Source organism: Psychrobacter cibarius (assembly GCA_030686115.1).
Lineage (GTDB): Bacteria > Pseudomonadota > Gammaproteobacteria > Pseudomonadales > Moraxellaceae > Psychrobacter > Psychrobacter cibarius_C.
In genome coordinates this window covers 1,665,941-1,691,234 of sequence record CP131612.1, presented here as the reverse complement: position 1 = coordinate 1,691,234, position 25,294 = coordinate 1,665,941, and the positions used below count along the sequence as shown (strand labels likewise).

At 42.1% G+C, this 25,294-nt stretch carries 19 protein-coding genes; 11 read left to right on the top strand and 8 right to left on the bottom strand.

Features of this window, described 5'->3' with window-relative positions; all coding sequences use genetic code 11:
* Window positions 1-721: 721 nt before the first annotated feature.
* The 6 genes from Q6344_07080 to Q6344_07055 all read right to left on the bottom strand — a co-directional run bounded on the left by Q6344_07080 (window position 722) and on the right by Q6344_07055 (window position 8,138).
* Window positions 722-3,019, bottom strand: a complete 2,298-nt coding sequence (locus Q6344_07080; protein ID WLG15088.1) for a TonB-dependent siderophore receptor — start codon at window positions 3,017-3,019, stop codon at window positions 722-724.
* A gap of 174 nt (window positions 3,020-3,193) precedes the next feature.
* A complete protein-coding gene (locus tag Q6344_07075) occupies window positions 3,194-4,180 on the bottom strand; it encodes a siderophore ABC transporter substrate-binding protein (protein WLG15087.1) in 987 nt (328 codons plus the stop codon).
* A complete protein-coding gene (locus tag Q6344_07070; protein WLG15086.1) occupies window positions 4,177-4,953 on the bottom strand; it encodes an ATP-binding cassette domain-containing protein in 777 nt (258 codons plus the stop codon). Before Q6344_07070 ends, Q6344_07075 begins: the two co-directional genes overlap by 4 nt.
* Window positions 4,950-5,909, bottom strand: coding sequence for an iron chelate uptake ABC transporter family permease subunit (locus Q6344_07065; protein WLG15085.1), 960 nt, complete (start codon window positions 5,907-5,909; stop codon window positions 4,950-4,952). Before Q6344_07065 ends, Q6344_07070 begins: the two co-directional genes overlap by 4 nt.
* Complete coding sequence (locus tag Q6344_07060) at window positions 5,906-6,844, bottom strand: iron chelate uptake ABC transporter family permease subunit (protein ID WLG15084.1); 939 nt, start codon at window positions 6,842-6,844, stop codon at window positions 5,906-5,908. Before Q6344_07060 ends, Q6344_07065 begins: the two co-directional genes overlap by 4 nt.
* Window positions 6,845-7,181: 337 nt before the next feature.
* Entirely contained in the window at window positions 7,182-8,138 is a 957-nt protein-coding gene (locus tag Q6344_07055; GenBank protein ID WLG15083.1) for an AraC family transcriptional regulator, read from the bottom strand.
* Window positions 8,139-8,331: 193 nt separating this feature from the next.
* Between Q6344_07055 and Q6344_07050 the strand changes: the two genes are divergently transcribed.
* A complete protein-coding gene (locus tag Q6344_07050; GenBank protein ID WLG15082.1) occupies window positions 8,332-8,637 on the top strand; it encodes a cupin domain-containing protein in 306 nt (101 codons plus the stop codon).
* Window positions 8,638-9,167: 530 nt separating this feature from the next.
* On the opposite strand, the gene Q6344_07045 is transcribed toward Q6344_07050, so the two are convergent.
* Window positions 9,168-9,683: a hypothetical protein gene (locus Q6344_07045; GenBank protein ID WLG15081.1), complete on the bottom strand. Its 516-nt coding sequence runs from the start codon at window positions 9,681-9,683 to the stop codon at window positions 9,168-9,170.
* Window positions 9,684-10,023: 340 nt separating this feature from the next.
* Window positions 10,024-10,980, bottom strand: coding sequence for a hypothetical protein (locus Q6344_07040; protein WLG15080.1), 957 nt, complete (start codon window positions 10,978-10,980; stop codon window positions 10,024-10,026).
* Window positions 10,981-11,217: 237 nt separating this feature from the next.
* Here Q6344_07040 and Q6344_07035 point away from each other — a divergent pair, with 237 nt between their 5' ends.
* From Q6344_07035 to Q6344_06990, 10 genes are all read left to right on the top strand, one after another.
* The gene (locus tag Q6344_07035; protein WLG15079.1) at window positions 11,218-12,216 is read left to right on the top strand and encodes a LysR family transcriptional regulator; all 999 of its coding nucleotides are present in this window, start codon (window positions 11,218-11,220) and stop codon (window positions 12,214-12,216) included.
* 397 nt (window positions 12,217-12,613) lie between these two features.
* Window positions 12,614-13,801, top strand: a complete 1,188-nt coding sequence (locus tag Q6344_07030) for a divalent metal cation transporter (protein WLG15168.1) — start codon at window positions 12,614-12,616, stop codon at window positions 13,799-13,801.
* A gap of 354 nt (window positions 13,802-14,155) precedes the next feature.
* Entirely contained in the window at window positions 14,156-15,046 is an 891-nt protein-coding gene (prpB, locus tag Q6344_07025) for a methylisocitrate lyase (GenBank protein ID WLG15078.1), read from the top strand.
* 93 nt (window positions 15,047-15,139) lie between these two features.
* Window positions 15,140-15,793, top strand: a complete 654-nt coding sequence (locus Q6344_07020; GenBank protein WLG15077.1) for a DUF2059 domain-containing protein — start codon at window positions 15,140-15,142, stop codon at window positions 15,791-15,793.
* Between the two features lie 120 nt (window positions 15,794-15,913).
* The gene (prpC, locus tag Q6344_07015) at window positions 15,914-17,053 is read left to right on the top strand and encodes a 2-methylcitrate synthase (protein ID WLG15076.1); all 1,140 of its coding nucleotides are present in this window, start codon (window positions 15,914-15,916) and stop codon (window positions 17,051-17,053) included.
* Between the two features lie 670 nt (window positions 17,054-17,723).
* Complete coding sequence (gene acnD, locus Q6344_07010; protein WLG15167.1) at window positions 17,724-20,357, top strand: Fe/S-dependent 2-methylisocitrate dehydratase AcnD; 2,634 nt, start codon at window positions 17,724-17,726, stop codon at window positions 20,355-20,357.
* A gap of 238 nt (window positions 20,358-20,595) precedes the next feature.
* Window positions 20,596-21,273: a tetratricopeptide repeat protein gene (locus Q6344_07005; GenBank protein WLG15075.1), complete on the top strand. Its 678-nt coding sequence runs from the start codon at window positions 20,596-20,598 to the stop codon at window positions 21,271-21,273.
* A 13-nt stretch (window positions 21,274-21,286) separates the two neighbouring features.
* Window positions 21,287-22,516: a 2-methylaconitate cis-trans isomerase PrpF gene (gene prpF, locus Q6344_07000; GenBank protein ID WLG15074.1), complete on the top strand. Its 1,230-nt coding sequence runs from the start codon at window positions 21,287-21,289 to the stop codon at window positions 22,514-22,516.
* 73 nt (window positions 22,517-22,589) lie between these two features.
* Entirely contained in the window at window positions 22,590-23,354 is a 765-nt protein-coding gene (locus Q6344_06995) for a hypothetical protein (protein ID WLG15073.1), read from the top strand.
* 37 nt (window positions 23,355-23,391) lie between these two features.
* On the top strand, window positions 23,392-25,245 hold the full coding sequence (locus tag Q6344_06990) for an ABC transporter ATP-binding protein (GenBank protein ID WLG15072.1): 1,854 nt from the start codon (window positions 23,392-23,394) through the stop codon (window positions 25,243-25,245).
* Window positions 25,246-25,294 lie beyond the last annotated feature (49 nt).

Sequence of the window (25,294 nt, the reverse complement as noted above, 5' to 3'; positions counted from 1 at the left end):
AGAACGCCAAATGAGATTGAACTGACTATATTGCCGTCCTCTCAAAAGGCAAACTCATTGCTATTTTTATTTCAGTAGCTTTGTTAGTTTGCTTAATTTTGACAACGATTGGCGTAGTAGTCATGAGCTGGATGCTCAAGCTAAGGTGATTGTGATCTTTGGACGAGCGGTGGAAGCTGCTGGTGACGTCGATGTACTATGGATTTAGAACAACAATTCGCAGAAGTGGCTCGCCGTGGTAGTACGCTACTGCTCATTTCATTAATATTAGACCAATACGGTCTTATGAATTTGCCGGCAAGAGAGATAAATACTGGGTGTTCAGTAGGTGTCACTTTCGTTCTGCTAGGCATGATTATGGAGCTGTGGCTCACTCCTTCATTTTAAGTGCCATAAAAAGCACTCCAATAGGCACCGCTAAATCTACTTTTCATCTTAAGAATTAATCGGGTGCGTTAATATGATGTGTTTAAATATAATTCAGTAAGCCTATAACAAGCTTTCAATGAGCACCATTCTATTTATGCTTTAGGTAACAACTTGCCAGTAGAATAACGAGTAATTATTGATATCGCTAAGTCTACGTCTCATCTACTTTTTGAGCCTTGAACTCACAGAAGAGTGAATTATATGCTAATAAATTTCCTATTTTGGTGCGGCAAATCTTTAGCACTATAATTCACTAATCTATAATGATATTACAAACACGCCTTAACTCAAATCAAAAATCCATTGTGGCTGACAGCATAAAGGTACGCGGCTCGCCCAAGCCAAGACTGGTATAATGCGGCTTTGCCCAATAGGCTTTATTGGTTACGTTAGCAACACTTGTTCTCAATGTCAGCGGCTTTTTATCAATAGAGGTGGCATAACGTGCACCTAAATCATATACAGTGCGACCTGGTAATGACAGTGAGTTGCCTGCATCAAGATATTGCTTAGATATCGAGTTTGCATTAGCTGTCAATGTCAAATCTTGAATAAAAGGTAGGTCCCATTCAACGCCAAGCTTAGACTGCCATTTTGGGACACCTGTAGCTCTATTGCCCTCATTAACGCCACCAAGCGTCTTGGTTAGCTTCGCATCAATATATGAAACCCCACCCATTAGGCGTATATCTTCAATGGGTGAGCCAAAAAATCCCCATTCAACACCTCGGTTACGCTGTTCGCCAGCATAAGAAAAGATATTACTAACAGGGTCCAAATAACTATTAGGTTTCTCTATTTCATAAACACTTAGGGTGTGTGAGAATTCACCAAGATCAAGCTTTACGCCAACTTCTTTTTGTTGCGTCTTATAAGGGGCAAACATTTCACCAGCATTTTCTGCATCTATCGGTGCAGTAGAACCTTGGCTCAAACCTTCTATATAGTTAGCATATAAAGAAACTTGATCGTTTACTTTACTTAGTAGCGCTATTGATGGCGTAGTCGCACTTTCGTTGTAATCCTTTGCTGATGCCAGCATACCTGCTTGTTTACTTTCTACCTGTTGATGGCGTAGTCCTAAAGTCAGCTGATATTTATCCTCAGCAAAAGACAGTGTGTCTGCAAGACCATAGCTGGTCAAATTCGTTTTTGTGTTCAGTAGCGCAGGAGAATTGAAGGGAATATTACGCGACTCCCATACTGGTTTATATATGTTCGTGACCCAATCTTCAGCTAATAAACCCCTTCTAGCACTTAAATCATAATCTTCCTGATAGTCAACGATGTTAAATGCCAATTGATGATTAACTCGTCCTGTTTGGAATTTACTTTTTAACCCTATCTCAGCAGACTGTCTTTCGATTTCATCATCAACTTCTCCAAGGTTAGTCCGATAGTCTCCTGCGGCATTGATAATCTGCGCGACAGAGGCACTCTGCGACTTAAATTTTGTTTTACTATTTCCGCCCGCACCATAAATCATTAAATCATCAGTCACATCATATTCACCACGTATCATTAGCCCCTTATCTTCACTATCATTAAATGCCCAGCTTGGGTTCAATAGAGTCGCTGGTTTGGGCGGCTTAGGAATTGACAATCCTGGTGCTAGGGTGAGACCGCGAGTCGGTCCATCGACACGATCTTTACTATGATAAAGATCTGTCGATAATCGAGCACGCTCTCCTTTCCAGTCCAGTGCAACAGAAGCCAGTTGCGCTTGTTTTTCTTGATCATTTACTGCACTATCACCCTCTCTATAAGCACCATTAATCCGAACACCAAACTGCTTGTCTTCACCAAAACGCCGTCCTACATCCACATGCCCACCAAGTTGTGAGTCTGATAAATATCTTGCCGTCACTCGCGTCAACGGCTCATCGCCTGCTCGTTTAGGCACTAGATTGACTGCACCGCCTACTGAGCCTTTGGGCGGCATACCATTCAATAAAGCTGAGGGCCCTTTAAGTACTTCGATACGCTCAAACATCTCAGGTGAGCTACGATAATAAGGTGCCATACCGAATAGCCCGTCTACCGTAACATCACCAATGTCTGAAGAGAATCCACGGATAGAATAACTTTCAAGATTCTGGCCACCAACCCCACTGCTAAAGACGGCAGGATCAGTAGCAGCGATGACAGCCGTAATATCGGTGGCTTGCTGATCTTCAATAAATTTATCGGTATAGCTGATGGCACTAAACGGCGTCTCTAAAAAATCCTTATTTCCCAAGAATCCAGCGTGATTGGTATAGGTCACCTGCCCACCTGAGTAGATAGGATTGTCATTGCGTTCTGCCACTACTGTTATCGCAGGCAAGGTCACTGTAGGAACGTTGTTATCCTCCTCTAACGGTGGGTTTTGCGCTCCATTGCCAGACTCAGTGGTTTGCTCACTATGTATCACATTACTATTTGTCTGTGCATACGCTGATGGCATACAGATGAATACCGTCCCAGCGACTAGGCTCAAAGACATGGCAAGTCTTGCTGATACGATATAATTGAGCGCGAAAGAAGGTTTGGTCAGTGTCGCCCGCTGTTTGACCCTATTTTTATGATCTAGGTGTTGAAGTTGGTACATGGAAACGTCCTCTTGTTCTGATGGAAAATAATAATGCGAATAAAAATACAAATGATAATCATTAAAAATTTAGGATAAAAAGAACCCTCTCTTTCTCACTTAATTATTCACTAGGGCGTGTCCTAGTCCTACGTTAAAAAACATCGTTCGTCTTAGAAGGTTCCTAGAGTGTCTCTAGGACGTTGGCTGATAGCCTTTGAGGACATCGTCCATTATGATGTTTAATGAGGTTGGGCTAGCGGCTGCTATATACCACGCATCTGCATCAACAAAAACAACACGACCATTTTTCCATGCTGTTGTTTGACGAAGTAAAGGGTTGCTCACATCATCAGGATTGATAATAGCGCGATGCTCCATGACAGCGGTACGGTCTACAATATAAAGAATGTCTGGATCTGCCTGCTGTATAAATTCGCTAGAAATCGGCTGTCCATGCAGGCTGGTCTCTACAATCGTACTCGCAGGCTTGACGCCCAAGTCATTGAAGATAAAACCATAGCGTGATTGCAGCCCAAAATTGCTAAAAGCCCCATTATTATGTAAGACAACCAGTGCTTTTTCTGGGCGGTTTTTTGTGAAGTCCTGAACCTCTTTGACTCTTGTATCTAACTGCGTGGCTTTTTGTTCTGCCAATGCCTCCTTATGAAAAATACGACCTAAGGTTAATAAGTGACTTTTAACACCAGCTATATGCTGCTGACTGTTATCAAAATTCACATCGAAATGTAGAGTCGGTGCAATCTCTGACAGCTCTTGATAGTTAGCGGCGTGCAGCGGGGTCATCAAAATCAGATCAGGATGTAGCGCATGGATACGTTCCATATTTGGCTGAACGATAGCGCCCAAGTCCTCTACTGCGTCATCCGCTTTGTACTGCGAAAGAAAGTGGGGAATATAGTCTTTGACCATTCCTGCAATCGGAACATCGAGCTGATCCAAAAAATCAGCTTCATTCATATCCAGTACCGCAACGCGTTGCACTCGATTATTGATGACAGTAGTACCAAGCTCATGCTTGATCGTGATGGGCGTCTCAAGTTTTTGTGACGCGTGTGCTGGCTCATTTGTCAGCTCAGTAGATGCTTTTTCGCATCCTTGTAATGATACCGCTGCCGACATGGTCAGTATCCAGACCCAACCTCTCTTATTCAAAATCATACTTTTACCTCTGATAAATTGAAGTAGTTGCACAGGCAACCACGTTCACTACGAATGATCTCAAAATCAAGATCGTATAACTCACTTAAGTTGGTTTCTGTCACGACCTGTTCAGACAGTCCACTAAATGTAAGCGCGCCATGCTTCAACGCCACAATATAATCAGAATAATTGGCTGCAAAATTGATATCATGAATCACCAAAATCACCGTGCGCCCCCGCTCATCACATAGACGGCGTAAGGCTTGCATGATTTGCACGGCATGCTTCATGTCAAGATTGTTTAGTGGCTCATCCAATAACAACACATCTGTCTGTTGCGCGATGGTCATCGCCAAAAAAGCCATTTGCCGCTGTCCACCACTTAATTCATCCAGATAAGAATGACGTAGAGGCTCTAATGCCAAAAAATCAATGGCCTCATCAATGATGCGTCGATCTTCTGTGGTTAACGCACCACGGCTATACGGAAAGCGCCCAAAGGAGATCAGCTCCTCTACAGTCAATCGTAGATTAAACCCTGGAGACTGCCGCAGTGTCGCAACATGATGCGCGTATTCAGCAGTGCGAATCTCACGGATGTTGCGATCATTGAATGATATCTCACCGCTACTTGGCTCCAATAGCCTTGCCATCATCATCAACAAGGTGGATTTTCCAGCACCATTAGGACCAATTAAAGAGGTAACACTGCCAGCCTGAAATTCTAGGCTGATATCTGATAGCACAGATTTTTTGCCATAGTTTTTATGGACATGGTTGATGGTAATCATGTGAACCCTCTAGTACGGACAGTCAGCGCAAGAAAATAGATGCCACCCACAAGGTTGACGAGAATACTGACACTGGTTTTATAATTAAAGACATGCTCAACAAAGATTTGAGCGACTAAAAATATGGCGATAGTAATGGCACAAGCGATGGGTAAGGTGACTCTATGCTGGTTACTCCCTGCAAGCGCATAAGCGATGTTGGCAATGAACACACCCATAAATACCGTAGGACCGATCAAGCTCGTTGACACAGCCACCAAAATGGCAATTAAAGCCAGATATAACTTAACGTATCTAGGATGGTTTACACCAAGAGACAGCGACGGCTCACGGCCAAGCGCCATCACATCTAAAACAGGCAGTGTCTTACGACTAACCCATAGTACGGTGGCTACCGCAAGCGCTCCATAAAACAGAGTCTCTGGCTGAGATCGATGAAACGAGGTATAGCTTAACCCCTGAAAAACCGAAAACTCGCCAGGGCTAATACGCAGCTGAATAAACTGCGTAACCGTACCGATGACCATCGTCAACACCAAGCCAAATAACAACAAGGTATAGACATCATTTTTACATCGAGGGAAAAGCCAGTGATGAAGTGCCCAAGAATATGCCAGCATCAATACGATTGATACGATTGATACGATAAAATCACCACTGACACCCAGCAGCATCAGTCCATTTGTACCCATCACAAACAGCAGCAGCACTTGCCACAATAAATAAACAGCCTCATAGCCCATGATAGAAGGCGCCAAAATACGATTGCCAACAATAGTCTGAAAGATTATAGATGAAAAAGCTAAGCATATACTACCGAGAACAATAGTCGCTAGACGCATCAAACGCTTAGGAATTAAGTAATCAAAATCTAAATCAGAGCCTATCAATAAGAAGATAAGCGCCAGCAATATAATCAGTATCACGGTCGCCCAAACCTTTGCCGCAGCACTCATCTCACCCCCTTCATGATTAACACAAGGAATATTACACCGCCTACCCCGCCTGCGGTAAGGCCAATGGGAACCTCAAAAGGATAAATGACGAGCCGCCCAAAAATATCACAAATCAGCAGCAAACAAGCACCGCCTAAGGCGACTACTGGCAGTGTCCGCGACAGGTTTTCCCCGTACTTTAGAGCGACTAGATTTGGAATAACCAGCCCCACAAAAGGTATGGCGCCGATGGTGATGACTGAAGCGGCCACCGTTACTGAGACTAGCATAAGCCCTAAGGCAGCTGTCGCCGCATAGCCGAGTCCTAGACTGGCGGCCATGTCCTCGCCCATACCCAGTACCGTAAAGCGATGGGCATAAATATAGGCTAATACAATGATGGGAAAAATAATATAAATCAGCTCGTAATGACCTTGTACAACCCTTGAGAAATCTCCCAATAACCACCCTTGCATACTTTGTAAAATATTATGGCGATACGCATAAAACTCCGCAATTGAGCTCAGCACACTGCCATACATCAACCCAAGGACAGGAATAAGCACAGCGCTCTTAAACTTAATACGGCTAATAATGAGAATAAAAAGTAAGCTTGCGGCAAAGCAAAAAACCAGCGCAAAGACCATTTTACTACTCGTACTGGCATTAGGAAGCATGGTGAGCGAGACCAAAATGCCAAGTTTGGCAGCATCCAAACCCCCTGAAGTTGCGGGCTCAACAAACTTGTTACGGACGATGTGCTGTAAAATCACGCCGCTAACAGACAAACCCACTCCTGTCAGTACCAGCGCAATCAGCCGTGGTATACGGCTCGCCGTTAAGGTCAACCATGCATCGTTGGAGAAATTAAAGAGAGCGATAAGTGAGGTCTGTTTTGAGCCCAGCATAAGAGAAACGGCACAGAGCAAAATAAGTAACAAAGATAGTGAGCGCATTATTGAAGTTCTTCTTACTTATTACGAATGACTTTTTACTACGCTGAAACATACCACCAACAGTCTATAAAACTCATTGCTAGGATTTTTCATTAAAGCATAAATGAGAATCAATCATACTATGCTTGTTTGAATAGGTAAGTTGAATATAAGGTGAAATTGGGAAGTTATACCGTGAATAAGGGAACTTATTCGGAACGATACCTCAGCATTTATCAAGGTTTAAAGATTGAATTAACTCAGGCGCAACATAAGTTTGGCATAAATAAGTCGTATATCAGCAATGCTTATTTAGCTGATTTTAGAAGATTGTGGCAGCTTGACATCTATTGGTTGGCTAGATAAGTTGTGTAGGTGTAACGCCGTAAAATTTGGCAAAAGCTTTACTGAAATTGCTAGGATCACGATAGCCAACATACCATGCAGTCTCTTGGACGCTTTTATATTCATCTAGCAACAAACGCATTGCTTCCTGCATACGCAGTTCACGGATAAAGCTGCCGATTGTTTTACCCGTTTGTTGTTTGAACTGTTGCTTGAGATAGCATTCGTTTATACCCACTCGTTGAGCCAACAAGGAAATTGTTAATTTATTACTGTACTCTTGGCGAATAATATCAACGGCCTGATCAATTTGGCTTTTTTGGTTTGCTAATCGGCCTGATATATCTTGAATGCCTAAAATATCTTGGCAAAGCAGCAATGCTTGACTCTCTAAAGCTAATCGATCACTCAAAGTACAGCAAGGTAAAGAGAGGATATAAGCTGCACGAGCAAGTAGACGTGGCTGGTTGGATAAGCTGACTTGAACCATTTCAGGATCTTGATTATTAGAAGGTAATAGCCATGTTGGAACAGCGAAGCTTTCTGCCCAGCGCGACAACAATGTTTGATTAAAATCGATTGTTACGATATGGCTATTTATAGGAGAATTCTGCAAATATTCAGTATCAACTATAGAGTTGATATCACCAAAATTTCCTGATCGTCGCCAAATTTGCTGCGAATGAATACTTGTATCAGTCCGTAAATTACTAGCATGTAAGGTATAGTTCGCATCTACAATTAAGTGCATCCCTACATCACAAGAAAATGGTGCGGCGGGTTCCACCAAAGATTGGCTGCTAGCAATGCTGTTTCGACCGAGCATGATACCATTATGAAAGCTCAGCAAGTCACCATAACCAGAGCTGCCATCATAAGTTGGACGTTTAAGCAAATAGTCAGAATCAGGATGATCGAAAGACCAGTATTCGGTCTGATAGTGGTCGTAAAATGCATGTAAGTTTGCCATATAAATACAATCAAGATGTTTTGGTATGTGTGTTTATGTTATATCCAGCTAAAAATAGCTTTACACGTATAGATAGCCAGTTCTCCAGTCTCGAAGCAATAATAGCATTATTAGTAATAAACAATCATCTTAATGTTAATGATTATCAATTAAATATAATTCAATGGTATTCACATACCAAAAAGGAGTAAGCATGAGTCTGCTTATAGCGAATATAAAAAAAGAGCTTGATGATATTGAACAGTTTTGGAAGCCTACTGATATTGCTCAGTTTAATCAATTAACAGTAAAACTGGCTAAATTGAAAGGTGAGTATGAATGGCATAATCACGAATATGAAGATAAGCTATTTCACGTATTGTCAGGACAGTTATTTATTATATTAGAAGACAAAACCGTAGAGGTGAACGCTGGTGAAGTTGTCGTTATTCCTAAGAACAGTAACCATAAACCTTATGCGCCTACTGAAACGAGTGTAATGTTTTTTGAACCTTTATGAATATATAGCCGGTACAATATAATTCAGATACAAGGAAGGCGAGCGAAAGTACTACAAATAGTAGACTAAGCGAGCCTGACACAGTATCTGATTTATATAGAATTAAATCTATAACAATGTTTCTATTACAGCTATTTGATTGAAATGCATTTGAGCACTCAGTATTAATAATTTGTAAAGCCGTTAAAAATACTGCTACCTTTGTAAATTAAGTGTCGAAAATGCAACATGCAGAATAAACTTATCAACCATTTATTGAATACGCACTTTGCTTTTCAAAGAGTGGTCAGCCAATCACTCTTGCAGATTTTTCTCCTAATGAAGGTGTAAATATTAGCAATCTCATTACTCGCGTTTATATTATTTCAATATCAGGATATAACGAGGCTAAGTTAACCAAATCCCTCCAATGAGTAGGAGCTTCTCTGCCTGCTTGCAAAGCTATCTGGAGATATGCATATGTCAAATAGCTGGTTTTAAATAAGTCGTCATCTGCGTTTCAATTCTATTGTATTAGCCTATAAACTTGATTATTTTTCCTCACGGTATAAGATATTTTTTGCTTCTACTCTAAAATTTTCATGACTAATCGCAGGCTCAATGCTAGCTGCATTTAGGTCCACACGTGAGACAGACGCTTCTGCCTCACGATATAAAATATTCTGTGCTTCCTGTCTAAAATCACCATAACTAATAGCAGTCTCGACTTGAGCATGCTTAGCTTCAACATTAGCCTGATTGTGATTTTTTTTAACCTCTGCTAGCGGTGAGCTATCTGCTGCCGCCTCGTTGATTTGATGAGTAGCTACCGTAACAGGTAGATGAACACTTACCATGGATGTTTGAGGGATTGTTGAAAAAAAACGAGCCGACACAAATATAGCCATTAATAACAAGACGCCCACTATAGAAAACCATTTTACATGACTCAGCAAACTGTCTTTTGCTAGCTTTGCTGTGTTGGTTGCTAATAGTGGCTCGTTATTAGAATTACTGGATAAGCCAACACTTTTATTGATATCATTTTTATTGTCTGAAATAGTCATAATTCAATACCGAGTCAATCCATGTTATGAACGGCCTATCACCGTATCCTTCATCTCAGGATACGGGCTCTCAGGTATGTTGCAATGATTTTTGGTATGAGCGATAGAATTGACTGATAAGCGGCTTGAAAGCACTATTATTGTATGGCTAGTTGCTGATGAGCAATTTGAAAAATGGTGATAAAAATGAGATGAATTGCAGTCTAATAAGCAAAATAGCACAGGTTATCTCGAAGTATTAGGCAGATATTTAACGCTGCTTGGCAAAATTCAGTCCATTTGAATTGATAACATGCCTTAGATTGAATGACTAGTTGACATTATGAATGTGCAACAGACCTTAATCATTGGTCTCACGATACAAGGTACTTTGGGATTCTTCTCTAAAGTCATCATAAGTGATGGCTGCCTCAGCTGCTGGCATGGTCGATGGGGCTTCAGTAGTCTCTATCCCATTAGGATTAGTGTCTGGATTCTCAGTGGGCGATTCATCTGGTTGCGATATCACTGTCGATTTGTCTATCGCGCTTGTATCAGCAGAAGGTTGGTTGTCATCGGTTACTACTGCTTTGCCAGTGCTAACAGCTGGTGCTGCATCTGTCGTTGTTGTTTTCGTCTCTGCACTATCAGGTGCAATCGTTTTCGTTGAGGTCGATAGAACGCCGGTGAAAATTAGTGTTGCTACAATAGTAGCAATCAATAATGAGCCAAAGATCATGCCAATAATAAGTGGTTTTTTGCTACTTACTTGCTTTTCCTTTGATTTTGCTAATTGTTTAGCAATAGCATTGTCATTTACAGCGTCGTTATTATTAGATAGTTGTTCGTTTCTAACTTTTTCAGCTGCTAATCTTTCTGAATCTTGACGTTTTAAATCATCAGCATTCGCGCTGTCAGCGATATATAAAGAAGATTTATCGTTATTTGCATCAGAGTCTAAAGAGTTGTCAGTATTAGCTATCGGTGCATGATTTGTCGAAAAACCCTCGTCTTTATCGTCATCAGAAAAATCTATATTAATACCTGTGCTCACGCTTTCTTGCTCTAAATTAGCAAATAATTCTAGCTCTGTGGCGCTTAATGGCTCGTATGATGAAAGATGGTTGGTATTTTTTAGTGGTTTTAATGCATTTTCTTTGAAATCAGGGTTATCCTCATTACTATCGACATTTTCGACACGCGTGATGAAACGCTCGTAGATATTATCTTTACGCATACGCTTACGTGGCTTAGTATTAGCAATTTTGGCTAAATTTGCCTCTAACTGCGCATTAGGGCTATTTTTTTTGTCGCTCATGAAGTAATACCAAACCAGTTTTTACCGAGAAAAAGTAGATAACAGCTAGAATTAAGAATAAAGTTTTTATTGTTTGCTAAAGTGTAACACTAACGTTAACAAACAATATAGTAGCTCGCCTCGTTCGCTTCAAGCATAATTTGTCGCTTACTGCTCTTATTCGGATAAAATAATCAAAATAGCCAAAAAAATAAGCCACAAGCAACGATGACATCATAAACAAGTGAGCATAAAGATATGGATTTAAAACAGCTCAATGCTTTTATTGCTATCGCAGATTCACGGAGCTTTAGTGCCGCAGCGACTAAAACTGGATTGTCACAACCAAGCTTGAGTCGTCTGCTTAAACAGCTTGAAACAGATATGGGTGTGGAATTGGTCGATCGCTACCATAGACCGCTACATCTGACTGAAGCTGGTACATTCTTTTACGACAAAATCAGCGCCATATTGACAGAGATTGATACCGTCACCAGCATGACGCAGCGGCTATCCACGCCCAGTAGCATGCTAAATATTGGCTTTGTCCCATCCGTGCTTTATGGATTGCTTCCTGAAATTATTGCCATGCTGAAGCAATCCAGCCCCGATATCGAAGTCAATCTCAAAGACATCAGCTCATATCAACAAATAGAGGCGCTCAAATCTGGTGAGATAGACATCGGATTTGGGCGTTTCCCCCATCAAGATCCATGGATTCAGCAAATACTACTGCGTCATGAACGTTATGTCGTCGCCTTACCAAAAGCCCATCCTTTGGCGCAGGTAAAGGAGCAACGGTTGATAGACTTAGCGAACAATCGTCTGATTCTCTACCATCAAACCCATTTACCGATAGCGACTAGCGTAAAGCTGGATAATAATACAAAATCCAGACGCACAAGCGCTGAGCAATCCACACTTAGCGCGCCTATTACTGAACCTTTACTACACTTATTCGCACAATACGGTATTTCGCCTTTTATGACTACGACGGTGAGTGACTTGCAAGTAGCACTAGGCTTAGTGGCGGCTGGCGAAGGCATTACCCTTGTGCCTGCTAGCCTAAAGACCGTGCGTACCGACCAAATCAGTTATCAACGTTTGATACACGAAAACGTCACCTCCCCTATTTATCTACATACACTCAAAGATTTCGTTCATCCCAGCATTTCTGATTTGCTGAGCGCCACCTATCAGGTATATGAGCAGCGCGGCATCACTTATCGTCAGCAAAAATTTGTGTCACAGCCTTAAATTATCAGATATTGGATGGATATTGTGTTATAAAGAACCGCTAAAAAATAATCAGCCTTAATACTTGATATTAGCAACTGATTATGCTAACTAAAAAGAATGGCAATGCAAACAAATAGTAATAACAACTAGAATAATCATTCTCCTGACTGGCTTCGGTGTGCTAAAGTCGATACAAGATGAATCGTTTTATATTTAAGCAGTTTATAAAGCGCTTCTCTCATGATCATTGGCAAGCTGACACAGGTAAGTGATAATTTGCCGTTTTAACCATTTAGAGGTATTCATGACCACACAACCACTCAATAATCCACGCACCAACCCAAATGCCACTGACGATACCGCGACATCGCCACAAGAAGGCTTTAGCTGGCGCATTTTTGGTCCCGGTATTTTGATGGCAACCGCTGCTATCGGTGGCTCGCATTTGATTTCATCGACGCAGGCTGGCGCTATATATGGCTGGCAACTGGCCATTATGATTATTTTAGCCAACGTTTTTAAGTATCCATTTTTTCGCTTTGCAACCGACTACGTCTATGACACTGGCGAGAGTTTGATTGCAGGCTATGCCAAACGCTCAAAAGTATATCTGTGGGTATATTTTATACTCTCTATCCTATCAGCCGTCATTAGTACGGGCGCGGTCTCATTAATAGCAGCGGTTATCTTAGGTTTTATGCTACCCGCTTCTCTTGGGCTATCGACGATGGCACTGTCTCTAATCATCGTGGCGGTTTCTTGGTTCTTTTTAATTGCAGGTCACTATAAGCTGCTTGATGGTGTGACCAAATGGATTATGATTGCCTTGACGACTGCGACCGTCGCTGCTGTCATCATTGCTGCTGGCAAGCCAACGGTTATGGCTGCTGACTTTGTCGCGGCCTCTCCTTGGAATTTAGCAACTTTAGGTTTTATTGTGGCACTCATGGGCTGGATGCCAGCACCGCTTGAGTTTGCCGCCATTACCTCGATGTGGACATCTGCCAAAGTCAAAGCCGATCACACCACCCATCGCCAAGGTTTGTTAGATTTTAACGTCGGTTATGCCGTCTCAGCAATTTTAGCCTTATTTTTCTTGTCATTAGGTGTGTTTGTACAGTATGGCTCAGGACAAGAAATTGAGCTGGTCGGTGGCGCTTATATCAATCAGTTGATCAACATGTATACCGCAACCATCGGCGAATGGTCACGTCTATTGGTCGCTTTCGTCGCCTTTATGTGTATGTTTGGCACGACGATCACCTGTGCAGACGGTTATGGCCGTGCCAACGCTGAGTGCTGGCGTCTAATAAAAGGTGAAAGCGAAATCAACAAAAAGCAAATCGCTTTTTGGACGACCTATGCTATCGGTGGTGGGTTGATGATTATCACTTTCTTTACTGGACAATTAGGGACTATGCTTAAGTTTGCCATGATATCGGCGTTTGTCTCAGCGCCTATCTTTGGCTGGTTAAATTACTCACTGGTTAAAAACCATAAAAAACTGTCTTTTGGCATGAATGCACTCTCTATCGCGGGACTCATCTTCTTAACGGGTTTTGCGCTGTTATTTTTAGCCAATCTTGCTGGACTATTTGGCTAGGTATCGGTTTTAAAAATATCTATTTATATCATAAAAGCCCTTTTAGCTTAGCTATTAGGGCTTTTTGGTAAGCTAAAACCATGAATCGATAAAAATAAGCGCAACCGCTATTGTAAATAAATGTAAATAATGGACTATACGTGTCTTTGCAAATTCAGCAATATGAATAATAGTTTAAGCAAACCATTACTTTATAGATAATGCTATTTACATAGTGAATAATATTAATTTTAATAAACTAGTTGTTTAAATTATTTAAATAGATATGCTCAAACAATGCTTTTCACTCACTGATTATTGAGTATAATCGAACACAATAACGATAATACTATCTCTCTATGCAAGGACACTCACATGACTTCACCTTCAGCAGGCGCACGCTTTCGCAGTGCTTTGACCCAAAAAAACGATAATAACCAGCCACTACAAATTGCAGGTGCTATCAATGCCTATACTGCAATGATGGCGACCCAAGTCGGCCATCAAGCGTTGTATCTCTCCGGTGCTGGTGTGGCAAATGCCTCATTTGGTCTTCCTGATTTGGGTATGACTAGCCTTGATAATGTACTAGAAGATGCACGACGTATCACTGACGCAGTTGATACGCCGTTATTAGTAGATATCGATACTGGTTTTGGTGGCGCGTTTAACATTGCACAAACCATCAGAAAAATGGAAAAAGCGGGCGTGGCAGCCGTACATATCGAAGATCAAGTCGCTCAAAAGCGCTGTGGTCATCGCCCAAATAAAGAAATCGTCAGTATCTCAGAAATGGTTGATCGCTTAAAAGCGGCATTAGATGCCAAAACTGACCCTGATTTTGTGGTCATGGCACGTACGGATGCGCTATCGGTCGAAGGGCTTGATGCTGCTGTAGAGCGCGCTGTTGCCTTCCAAGAAGCAGGCGCAGACATGATTTTTGCTGAAGCCTTAACGGATATCGAAATGTATCGTAAGTTCACTGACGTACTAGATATTCCAGTACTCGCCAACATGACAGAGTTTGGTCAGACCGACCTTTACACCACTGATCAACTATATAGCGTGGGTGTCGAGATGGTGTTGTACCCACTATCAGCATTCCGTGCGATGAACAAAGCGGCATTAAACGTTTATCAGCATCTATTGACTGATGGCACACAAGAAAAAGTTGTTGATACCATGCAAACCCGCATGGAGCTGTATGATTTCTTAAATTATCATGAGTTTGAGCAGACGCTAGACAAGCTATTTGCTAATAAGTAGTTAAGCATTCGTCATTGGCAACACTGAATAGATAGCTTACCTTTGAGTGTGTTATCTTTTCGAAATCCGTCTTCATTTATTTTTAGGTTATTTATGCCATTTTTTACTGCTAATACTGCTCTTAAAACGTCACTACTGAGCAGCACACTTGCGGCGCTGTTATTTATGACGGGCTGTGATAAAACACCAGACACCGCCGAAGACACCGCCAGTAGTGCAAGCACTGCTGAAGTTGATGCTACCAAAGAGGCTCCTGCGCCTGTCACTCAAAACGACTTGGTCATGACGACGATTACGCTAGATACCGTCGACAGTCTATTGTTCGCACCAGTTATCAATAGTGGTGCGCTCAGTGCAGAGCAAGTCAGCTGCCTTGAATCACGCGATAAAGACTTGGGTAAAGCCGAAGTCGATAGCTTCTATAAGAGTCAGTTTACCGATGCAGAGTTAAAAGAGCTGGATAGCTTTTACACGTCAGAGGTAGGGAAAAAGCTGATTACGTTTGGCAATGAGCAACTGCGCGTCATGAATGGTGAAGAAATTGCAACGCCAATGGCTGACCCTACTCCAGAGGAGATGACTGAAATTCAGACATTCATGGAATCACCACTGGGTGTCAAGTACATGAAAATCAATAATGCAGAAGGCGAAGGCAGCGCAATGGAAGTCTTGAATGGCCCTATTGAAGCCGAATTCAAGCGTTGCAATGTCGATTTAGATGGTCCACAGCTTGAACAGCCTGCGTAATACTTGACTGGCGCTATAGTCAGTCATCAACTGACAAATTTATTATTAGAAACTTAGAAACTTAGAAACTTAGAAACACTGTTTTTCACCCAAAAAGCTACCCACAAAAGGAATTTTATCATGGCAGCACAAAACCCATCAACAAAAGTATTGTCAGGCGCAGGTCTACGTGGTCAGGTCGCTGGCAAAACCGCGCTATCTACCGTCGGCAAGTCAGGATCAGGTTTGACGTATCGCGGTTATGACGTGTCAGAACTGGCAGACAAATGCATCTTTGAAGAAGTGGCCTACTTGCTGCTTTATGGCAACTTGCCAAACCAAAGCGAGCTTGACGCTTACCAAGCCAAGCTCAAAAGCTTACGTGGTCTACCACAGTCACTAAAAGACGTGCTTGAGCGTATCCCTGCCGAATCGCATCCAATGGATGTATTACGTACCGGTTGCTCTATGCTGGGTAACTTAGAAACCGAAATGAGTTTTGATGAAGAAAACGACCAAGCAGATCGCATGCTTGCGGTATTCCCTTCTATCATCAACTACTGGTATCGTTTTACCCATGACAACGTGCGTATCGAAACTGAAACGGATGATGCGACGATTGGCGGTCATTTCTTACATCTGTTAAAGGGTGAAAAACCAAACGAGCTACACACAAAAGTAATGAACGTCTCGCTTATCCTCTATGCAGAGCATGAGTTTAACGCTTCAACCTTTACCGCACGTGTATGTGCCTCTACGCTATCTGATATCCATTCTTGTATCACTGGCGCGATTGGCTCATTGCGCGGTCCTCTTCATGGCGGTGCTAATGAGGCGGCAATGGATATGATTGAAGGTTTTAGCTCACTTGATGAAGCCGAAACCGAGATGATGGGTATGCTGGCGCGTAAAGACAAAATTATGGGCTTTGGTCATGCGATCTATAGCGAATCAGATCCACGTAACGTCGTTATTAAAGGTTGGGCTGAAAAACTGGCAGCGGATGTTGGTGATGAAGTGCTATATCCAGTATCAGTACGCTGTGAAGAAGTGATGTGGCGTGAGAAAAAACTGTTCTGTAATGCTGACTTTTTTCACGCCTCTGCCTATCACTTCATGGGTATTCCAACCAAGCTGTTCACGCCTATTTTTGTCTGTTCACGCCTAACAGGCTGGGCGGCTCACGTATTTGAGCAACGTGCTAATAACCGTATCATTCGCCCAAGTGCGGAATATACCGGTGAAGAGTTGCGCCCAGTACCAGAGATGAGCGCGCGTTAATTAGTTAAAATAAAATTATTATTTTTAAGAGGTGCTTTGCGTGCTGATAGTTAGATACCCTTTAACTGGCGCGCATAGCACACTCTATAAATAATACTCAAGTTTTTGATATCTATGTTTACGTTTGGAGAAGTATGATGACGGTATGGCCATCATATGTCGTCTGGGTGGCGAGCTTTTTATGGTTAGTAGTATTACTAATAAAACCTATCGTCTATCCTAAGTACCAAAATCAAAAGATATCAAAAGTAGATATATTTATTTTCATCATATCAGCAATTACTCTACTCAGTTTTAGCTATACCAGCATCAAATTTACGATAGATTTTGCTCAGGATAATTTAAGTCGAGAATGGTTAGATTTTTTGCTCAACTTATGGGGCTCTTTATTTGTCATAAATCTAGTGTGCATGATAATGGCTTGGGTCAAATTATTTCGCCCAACCAACCCATCTTCGCATACCAACTGGTTTTTTGTATTCACCACGACATTAGGAGTTGGTCATATACTGGCTTTAGGATCCTATGTTTGAATACTCAATATCATTTTTTTAGCAAAGTCTTTTTTATTAAAGAAGTTTTTGCTGAAAAAATATCTTTTCAATAAAAATATTCATTCAATCCAGCTAACAGCCAAAGGTGACTTATGGACAACGCACTAGTACAACCAATGAACGAACTCTTTAAAAAGCCACTACCCGATACCGATTTATATTATTTTGATACCCGTGAGGCTGTCGAGAGCATCGAAGCTGGCGCGTATGACAAGCTACCGTTTTGCTCAAAAGTACTATGTGAAAACTTGGTGCGCCGTTGCCCACCAGAAGAGCTAACCGCGGCGCTTAAACAGCATATCGAAGGCAAACAAGATTTAGATTTTCCTTGGTACCCTGCCCGCGTCGTTTGTCATGATATTTTGGGTCAGACGGCGTTTGTTGATTTGGCTGGTCTACGTGATGCCATCGCTGAGCAAGGCGGTGACCCATCAAAAGTAAATCCAATCGTACCAACGCAATTAATTGTCGACCATTCATTGGCTGTTGAGCATGCAGGATTTGAAGAAAATGCCTTTGAGAAAAACCGTGCCATTGAAGAGCGCCGTAACGATGACCGCTTTCATTTTATCAACTGGTGCCAGTATGCCTTTGATAATGTCAACGTCGTACCGCCCGGTAACGGCATCATGCACCAAATTAACCTAGAAAAAATGTCACCAGTGGTGCAAGTGGTGCAAAACAAAGCCGGTGAAGAAGTCGCTTTTGCTGATACTTTGGTTGGTACGGATAGCCACACCCCAATGGTCGATGCTTTAGGTGTTATCTCAATCGGGGTTGGCGGATTGGAAGCTGAAAGTGTGATGCTAGGCAACCCGTCTTATATGCGCCTACCGAATTACGTTGGGGTTAAATTAACCGGCAAATTGCAAAAAGGCATTACGGGTACGGATCTCGTACTAGCGATGACTGAGTTTTTACGTGATGCAGGTGTGGTTTCTACCTATATCGAATTCTTTGGTGAAGGTGCACGTCAGCTGAGTGTCGGTGATCGTGCCTCTATCTCCAACATGACGCCTGAATATGGCGCAACGGCTGCGATGTTCTATATCGATGAGCAAACCACTGATTATCTACGCCTGACTGGTCGTAGTGAAGATCAGATTAAACTGGTTGAGCAGTATGCCAAGCAAACGGGTCTATGGGCTGATGGTATGGAAAATGCGGCTTATGACCGTGTACTTGAGTTTGATCTATCAGCAGTCGTACGTAATATGGCAGGGCCGTCGCGTCCGCATGCACGTGTATCGACCACTGATTTGGTTGCCAAAGGTATCGCTCACGGTGCTGATGAAAAACTACCAGAACCCAAAGACGGCATGATGCCAGATGGTGCGGTGATTATCGCGGCTATTACCAGCTGTACCAATACGTCTAACCCACGCAATATGGTTGCTGCTGGTCTGGTTGCGCGTAATGCTAATAAGAAAGGTTTGTTACGCAAGCCTTGGGTGAAATCATCATTAGCACCTGGTTCAAAAACGGTAAAAATGTACCTAGAAGAAGCTGGTCTGATGCCTGAGCTACAAGAAATCGGCTTTGACGTGGTTGGTTTTGCTTGTACCACTTGTAACGGCATGAGCGGCGCATTAGACCCTGATATCGAAAAAGAGATCATCGATAATGATCTGTTCACCACAGCTGTACTGTCTGGTAACCGTAACTTTGACGGTCGTATCCATCCGTATGCCAAGCAAGCGTTTTTAGCGTCACCACCATTGGTGATTGCCTATGCTATCGCCGGTAATATTCGCTTCGATATCGAAAAAGACTCGTTAGGAAAAGACCAAGACGGCAATGACGTTTATCTAAAAGACATCTGGTTCGATGATGATGAAGTTGATGCCATCGTGGCTAAAGCGGTAAAACCTGAGCAATTCAACGCTGTTTATATTCCGATGTTTGACGAAGCCAAAAAAGACACCGGCAAAGCATTAAGTCCGCTCTATAACTGGCGTGAACAGACTACTTATATCCGCCGTCCGCCGTATTGGGAAGGCAAAATGGCAGCGATGAATAAGCTAAAAGGTATGCGCCCGTTAGCGGTGTTAGGTGACAATATCACTACTGACCATTTATCACCATCTAATGCTATCTTAGGTGACTCAGCTGCTGGCGAGTACCTTGATACTATGGGCTTACCTGCCGAGGACTACAACTCGTATGCAACCCATCGCGGCGACCACTTAACCGCGCAGCGTGCGACCTTTGCCAATCCTAAGCTACTGAATGAGATGGTGCGTAACGAGAACGGTGAGGTGATTCAAGGTTCATTGGCTCGCGTTGAGCCAGAAGGTCAGGTCATGCGCATGTGGGAAGCGATTGAAACCTATATGAACCGCGAGCAGCCGCTGATCATCATCGCCGGTGACGGCTATGGTCAAGGCTCAAGCCGTGACTGGGCTGCTAAAGGCGTCCGTTTAGCAGGTGTAGAGGTGGTGGTTGCTGAAGATTTTGAGCGTATTCACCGCCAAAACTTGGTCGGTATGGGCGCACTACCTTTGCAGTTTAAAGAAGGTGTCAATCGTAATACTCTAAATATCGGTGGCACCGAAGTATTTGATATCGAAGGCGAAGTGTCTGCTGGCGGTGAGATGACATTGGTCATTAACCGCACAGATGGTACTGTCGATAAAGCCTCAGTGAAATGTCGTTTAGATACTGCTGATGAGGTCAAAATGTACAACGCAGGCGGTATGCTCCAGCGCTTTGCCAAAGAGTTTATCGAAGGTACGTTAGACATCGTTTAATAGAAACGAATAAACAACAACGATAGCTGCCGTACACGTGACAAAAGCCAATGTTATATTTATATGGCATTGGCTTTTTTAGTAGTCTCACAATAGATTCTGATACTCTTTAGTCTTATTAGGCTTCTATCCATTAAATACATTACTTATAGTATTTTATTTAAATGAATTTTCTTAAAAAAATAAACATTTGTTTTTCTATTTAGTATAATTGTCATTTTTTATCATAAGAAGTGGCATGAAAAACATCCATAGAACTTTTATTATTTTAATTTCTGTATTGAATCTTAGCGGTTGTAGTAGTCTCACTGATTTATCAATGGTAGACGTCTCTATTTCCATTGTCGTTATTGCTATTATTATTGGTTGTTGGGTTTCTAATGTACGTACCGGCCGCGATATACAAGAGTCCGTTGATAGTATTATACAAATTCGACGGCAACAACTTGAAATGGCTAAGTCCGATTTGAGACCTGGCATTGATGAAGGCGACCCAGTTTCGCAGTATCTCTTGGCGCTTAAATTTCATACTGGTGATGGTGTCGGTCAAGACTTAGTAGCAGCGTGTTACTGGTACAGTTTGTCCGCTGAAAGTGGATTTATTCATGCCGTGACAACTTTAGCCCTTATGTATATAAAAGGATGGGGTACCAAGCAAGATTTGACTAAAGCTGCTAAGCTTTTGTCTATTGCCTCAGAAGAAGGCGATCTGCAGGCACAGAACTTTTTAGCAGCAGCATATTTAAACGGATGGGGTGTTCGAAAAAATGAAGAAAAAGCACGTTATTGGCTGCAACAAGCAGCTGCACAAAGCTCTGAAGAAACCAGTGAGTCTATAAATATGTTGTCGCCGCAATCTATTGAATCATTAACAATGGTCATTCAAAACGGTGATGAATATATCGTACTAAAATAATAGGAATAAAAAAATGACCCGACCAAACCCTGCTTTTGCTCCACAAATCTCTGTCCCTGCTACCTATATGCGTGGCGGTACTTCAAAAGGCACATTTTTTAAATTATCCGACTTACCTGAGCGTTGCCAAGTCGCTGGCGAGTCGCGTGATAATTTCCTATTACGTGTCATCGGTAGCCCTGATCCTTATGGTAAGCAAATCGATGGCTTAGGCAATGGTAGCTCTAGCACCTCAAAAACAGTCATTCTCTCTCAATCTGATAAAGCAGATCATGATGTGAATTATCTGTTTGGGCAGGTAAATATTGCCAAACCAATGATTGATTGGGCTGGTAACTGTGGCAACTTAACTGCGGCGGTTGGTGCTTGTGCTATTAACATGGGCTTAGTCGATGCTGATAAGATCGCTAATAGTGCTGCAGATGGCATCTGTGAAGTGCGTATTTGGCAGGAAAATATCGGTAAAACGATTATCGCTCATGTACCTGTTTATACTGATGGGCAAGGAAAAGTGCAAGTACAAGAAACCGGCGATTTTGAATTAGACGGCGTCACCTTCCCAGCGGCTGAAGTCAAAATCGAATTTATCGATCCCGTTGATTCATCAAGTGACATGTTCCCGACAAATAATCTAATCGATGACTTTGATGTATCTGGCTGTGGCTTGGCTGCTGATAGTGTCAAAGCAACCTTTATCAGTGCAGGTATTCCAACCATCTTTATGAAAGCAGAAGATTTAGGCTTTACTGGCACTGAGTTGCAAGGTGATATTAATAGCGATAGTGAGCTACTTGCCAAGCTTGAAAACATCCGTGCCAAAGGCGGCGTTGCGATGGGGCTGTTTAAAGACGTCAGTGAAGCGCAAACCAGTCAACATATTCCTAAAATCGCTTGGGTTGCTCCTGCGCAAAGTTATACCGCTTCAAGTGGCAAAGCCGTTGATGCGAATGAGATTGATCTTGTCGTACGGGCGATGAGCATGGGGCAACTACATCATGCCATGATGGGCACGGCAGCAGTCGCTATTGCCGCCGCAGCGACCACGCAAGGGACATTGGTCAATGAAGCAGCAGGTGCAGGCGAGCTGACCGAGGTGCGTTTTGGTCACCCTTCAGGAACCTTACTTGTAGGTGGAAAAACCGAGCAAGTCGATGGACGCTGGCAAGCCAAAAAAGTCTCGATGAGTCGCTCGGCACGTCGTATTATGGTTGGTGAAGTCTTTGTGCCAGCGGATGCTTTTTAATTTTGATAATATTTTTCTCTGATATAATTTAAAGCTCAAATAGCTAGATTAATAAAATAAAGGCTAAACTCATATGCTATTTAATGAAGTCATTGAACGGATGAATTTGTTTACACTTTCGGCAGTAAGAACATCAGATTTAGCAATTTCAGCAAAAAAAATGATGAATTGGGATAAAGAAGCATGGTCTACCTCTCCTTGTTTGTCTACTGCCGCTAATAGACCAGACTTAGATGAAAAACTATTACCGTTAGTACATGATTTATCAAATGAATTAAGTGTAACTATTTCTTTGATCTTTAGAGAGCCTGAACCCTCTGATATTTCAGAACATGGCGGTGTAAAATTTGGTCATGAGAAAGAATTTACACCTATTGAACATATAGTAGGTACTCAAATAATTCTATACAACTTCTGCCTTCTTGAAGCATATGAATTCGACTTGTATAAAAAATTATTAGATAAAAATAAGGAAAATTTTTTAGATGAAAAAGTTTCTTTAAAAGACATTCTTAATAGGGGTTCAGACAAGCTACTTGCGGGAATTCTTGAACGTGAGCAAAATAAGCATGAGAGAATGGGCGTAAGAAACAGAGTGAATAATTGGAATAAACTTGGTGTAGAACCTATACCCGAAGAATGGGTAAAAGCATATGAGGATATTTCAAATAGAAGGAATACACTGACTCATGAAGCTCATCCAGATGATGTAACTTTAATTGAAGCAATTATTTGTTTCCATCGCATGAGGCTAATAGCAAGGAAGATAGCAATACATTTCGAAGACGATACCGTAACCCTTTGTCAAAGCCCTTTAGATGATTATCCTGAAATTTAAATGAATTTTCCCCAGTTAAAAGTGTGTTGTTATCTCAATGTCCAATATTCTCCCACCACGCAAACTAGCCTTAGACAAGAAGCCACCGCTCAAAAAAACGGCGCGGCGCGCATTGCTGTGGGATATCCTCAAAAAGCTTGCCGTCTTTGCCGCGCCATATAAAGTATTAATTATTGCCACTTTGATATTGACCGTACTGGGTTCGTTTACGGCTCAGGTCAATGCTTTTGTGCTGCGCTATGCCGTTGATACTTTGACCGAAATTTCCACGCTTGCCGAGCCTTGGGAAGCTGGCGTGCGCATGCTAACCATTATCAGTGCGGTACTCTTAACCAAAGAGATACTGTCGATATTTATCTCTTTTGGACAACGCTTTTTTGGCGAAAAGATTCGTATCAATTTATCACGTGATTTATCACAAAAAATCATTGAGCGCATCTTAACCTACCGCATGGCATTTTATACCAGTAGCGAAAACGACAGCGGCAAGTTGCAAACCCGCATCGATTATGGCGTCAGCAGCTTAACCAGTTTGGTGCAAAACTTCTTTATCGATATGCTACCGCTGTTTGCCAGTGCGATCGTCTCACTCATCATTATGTTTTCGACCAATTTTTGGATCGGCTTGGTCGGTCTTATTATCATTCCCATTTACTTTTTCATAAGTCAAAAACAAGCGCGGCGTCTACAAGGGTTCCGTCGGCAGATGCGTGGATATCGAGAAGCCAAAAGTGGCTTGGTTATCTCCTTGATCAACTCTATCAGCGTGGTGAAATCCTTTGTCCGTGAGTCGATAGAGGCAGAAAAGCACTTAACCATTCAAAAAGACATGACTGACAATCAGCTGCGTATTCGCAGTATTGGTTTTATTTATGATGCGATAAAGACCTTTATTGAGCAAATTGGCGTGGTGGTTATCATTCTGCTAACGTCCTACTTTGTATTAAAAGGCGAGATGACCATCGGTATGATTTTATTCCATGTCATGCTGTTTCAAAATGTCGCCGCCCCTATTCGTCAATTGCATCGTATCTATGATCAGATTAATAATGCCCTGACTTACGCTGAAGGCTTCTTTGATATATTAGAAGATGAAAGCCAAGTTGAAGATATCACGGGCAGAAGTAGTAAAAATTTAAAAGGTCATATTGAGCTGAAAAACGTCGATTTCATATATCCTAATGGCACGCAAGCGCTAAAAGATGTCAGCTTTACTATCAAGCCCAATCGTATTACTGCGCTGGTGGGTTTAAGTGGTGCTGGCAAGAGTACGATTATCAGCTTATTGGTAAAGTTTTATGCGCCAGATAGCGGTACCATATGGCTAGACGGACATAATTTAGCCGACTGCGATACTCATGAGTTGCGTCAAAATATCGGTTTAGTACTACAAAGCAATCATATCTTTTCGGGTACGATTAGCGAAAATATCCGCTATGGTGATATGAATGCGACTGAGGAAGATATTATCATTGCAGCAAAAAAAGCCTCCATCCATGAGCAAATTATTAATTTAGCAAAAGGCTATGAGAGTACAGCAAAGTCATTGTCTGGTGGTCAACAGCAACGTATCGCGCTGGCACGGATGTTTTTAAAAGATCCGCCTATTGTGTTTTTGGATGAGCCAACCGCTAGCCTAGATGCCATCGCCAGCCAACAAGTGAAGAAGAGCCTAGATCTCATCAAAAAAGATCGTACCGTAATTATGGTTTCGCATAATATTGCCCAAATTATCGATGCGGATGACTTAGTCGTGATAGAAGATGGTCGCGTGGTTGAAACCGGTACCCATGAAGCGCTATATGAGAAACACGGCAAGTATTTTGAGATATTCAATGCCATGTCGGACAGCTTAAATTTGGATAAAATCAGCCAGACTCTAAAGGGTTAGGAATGGTTAATGTGTGCCTAAATCGTTATAATGCCAATCTTTTACTGCC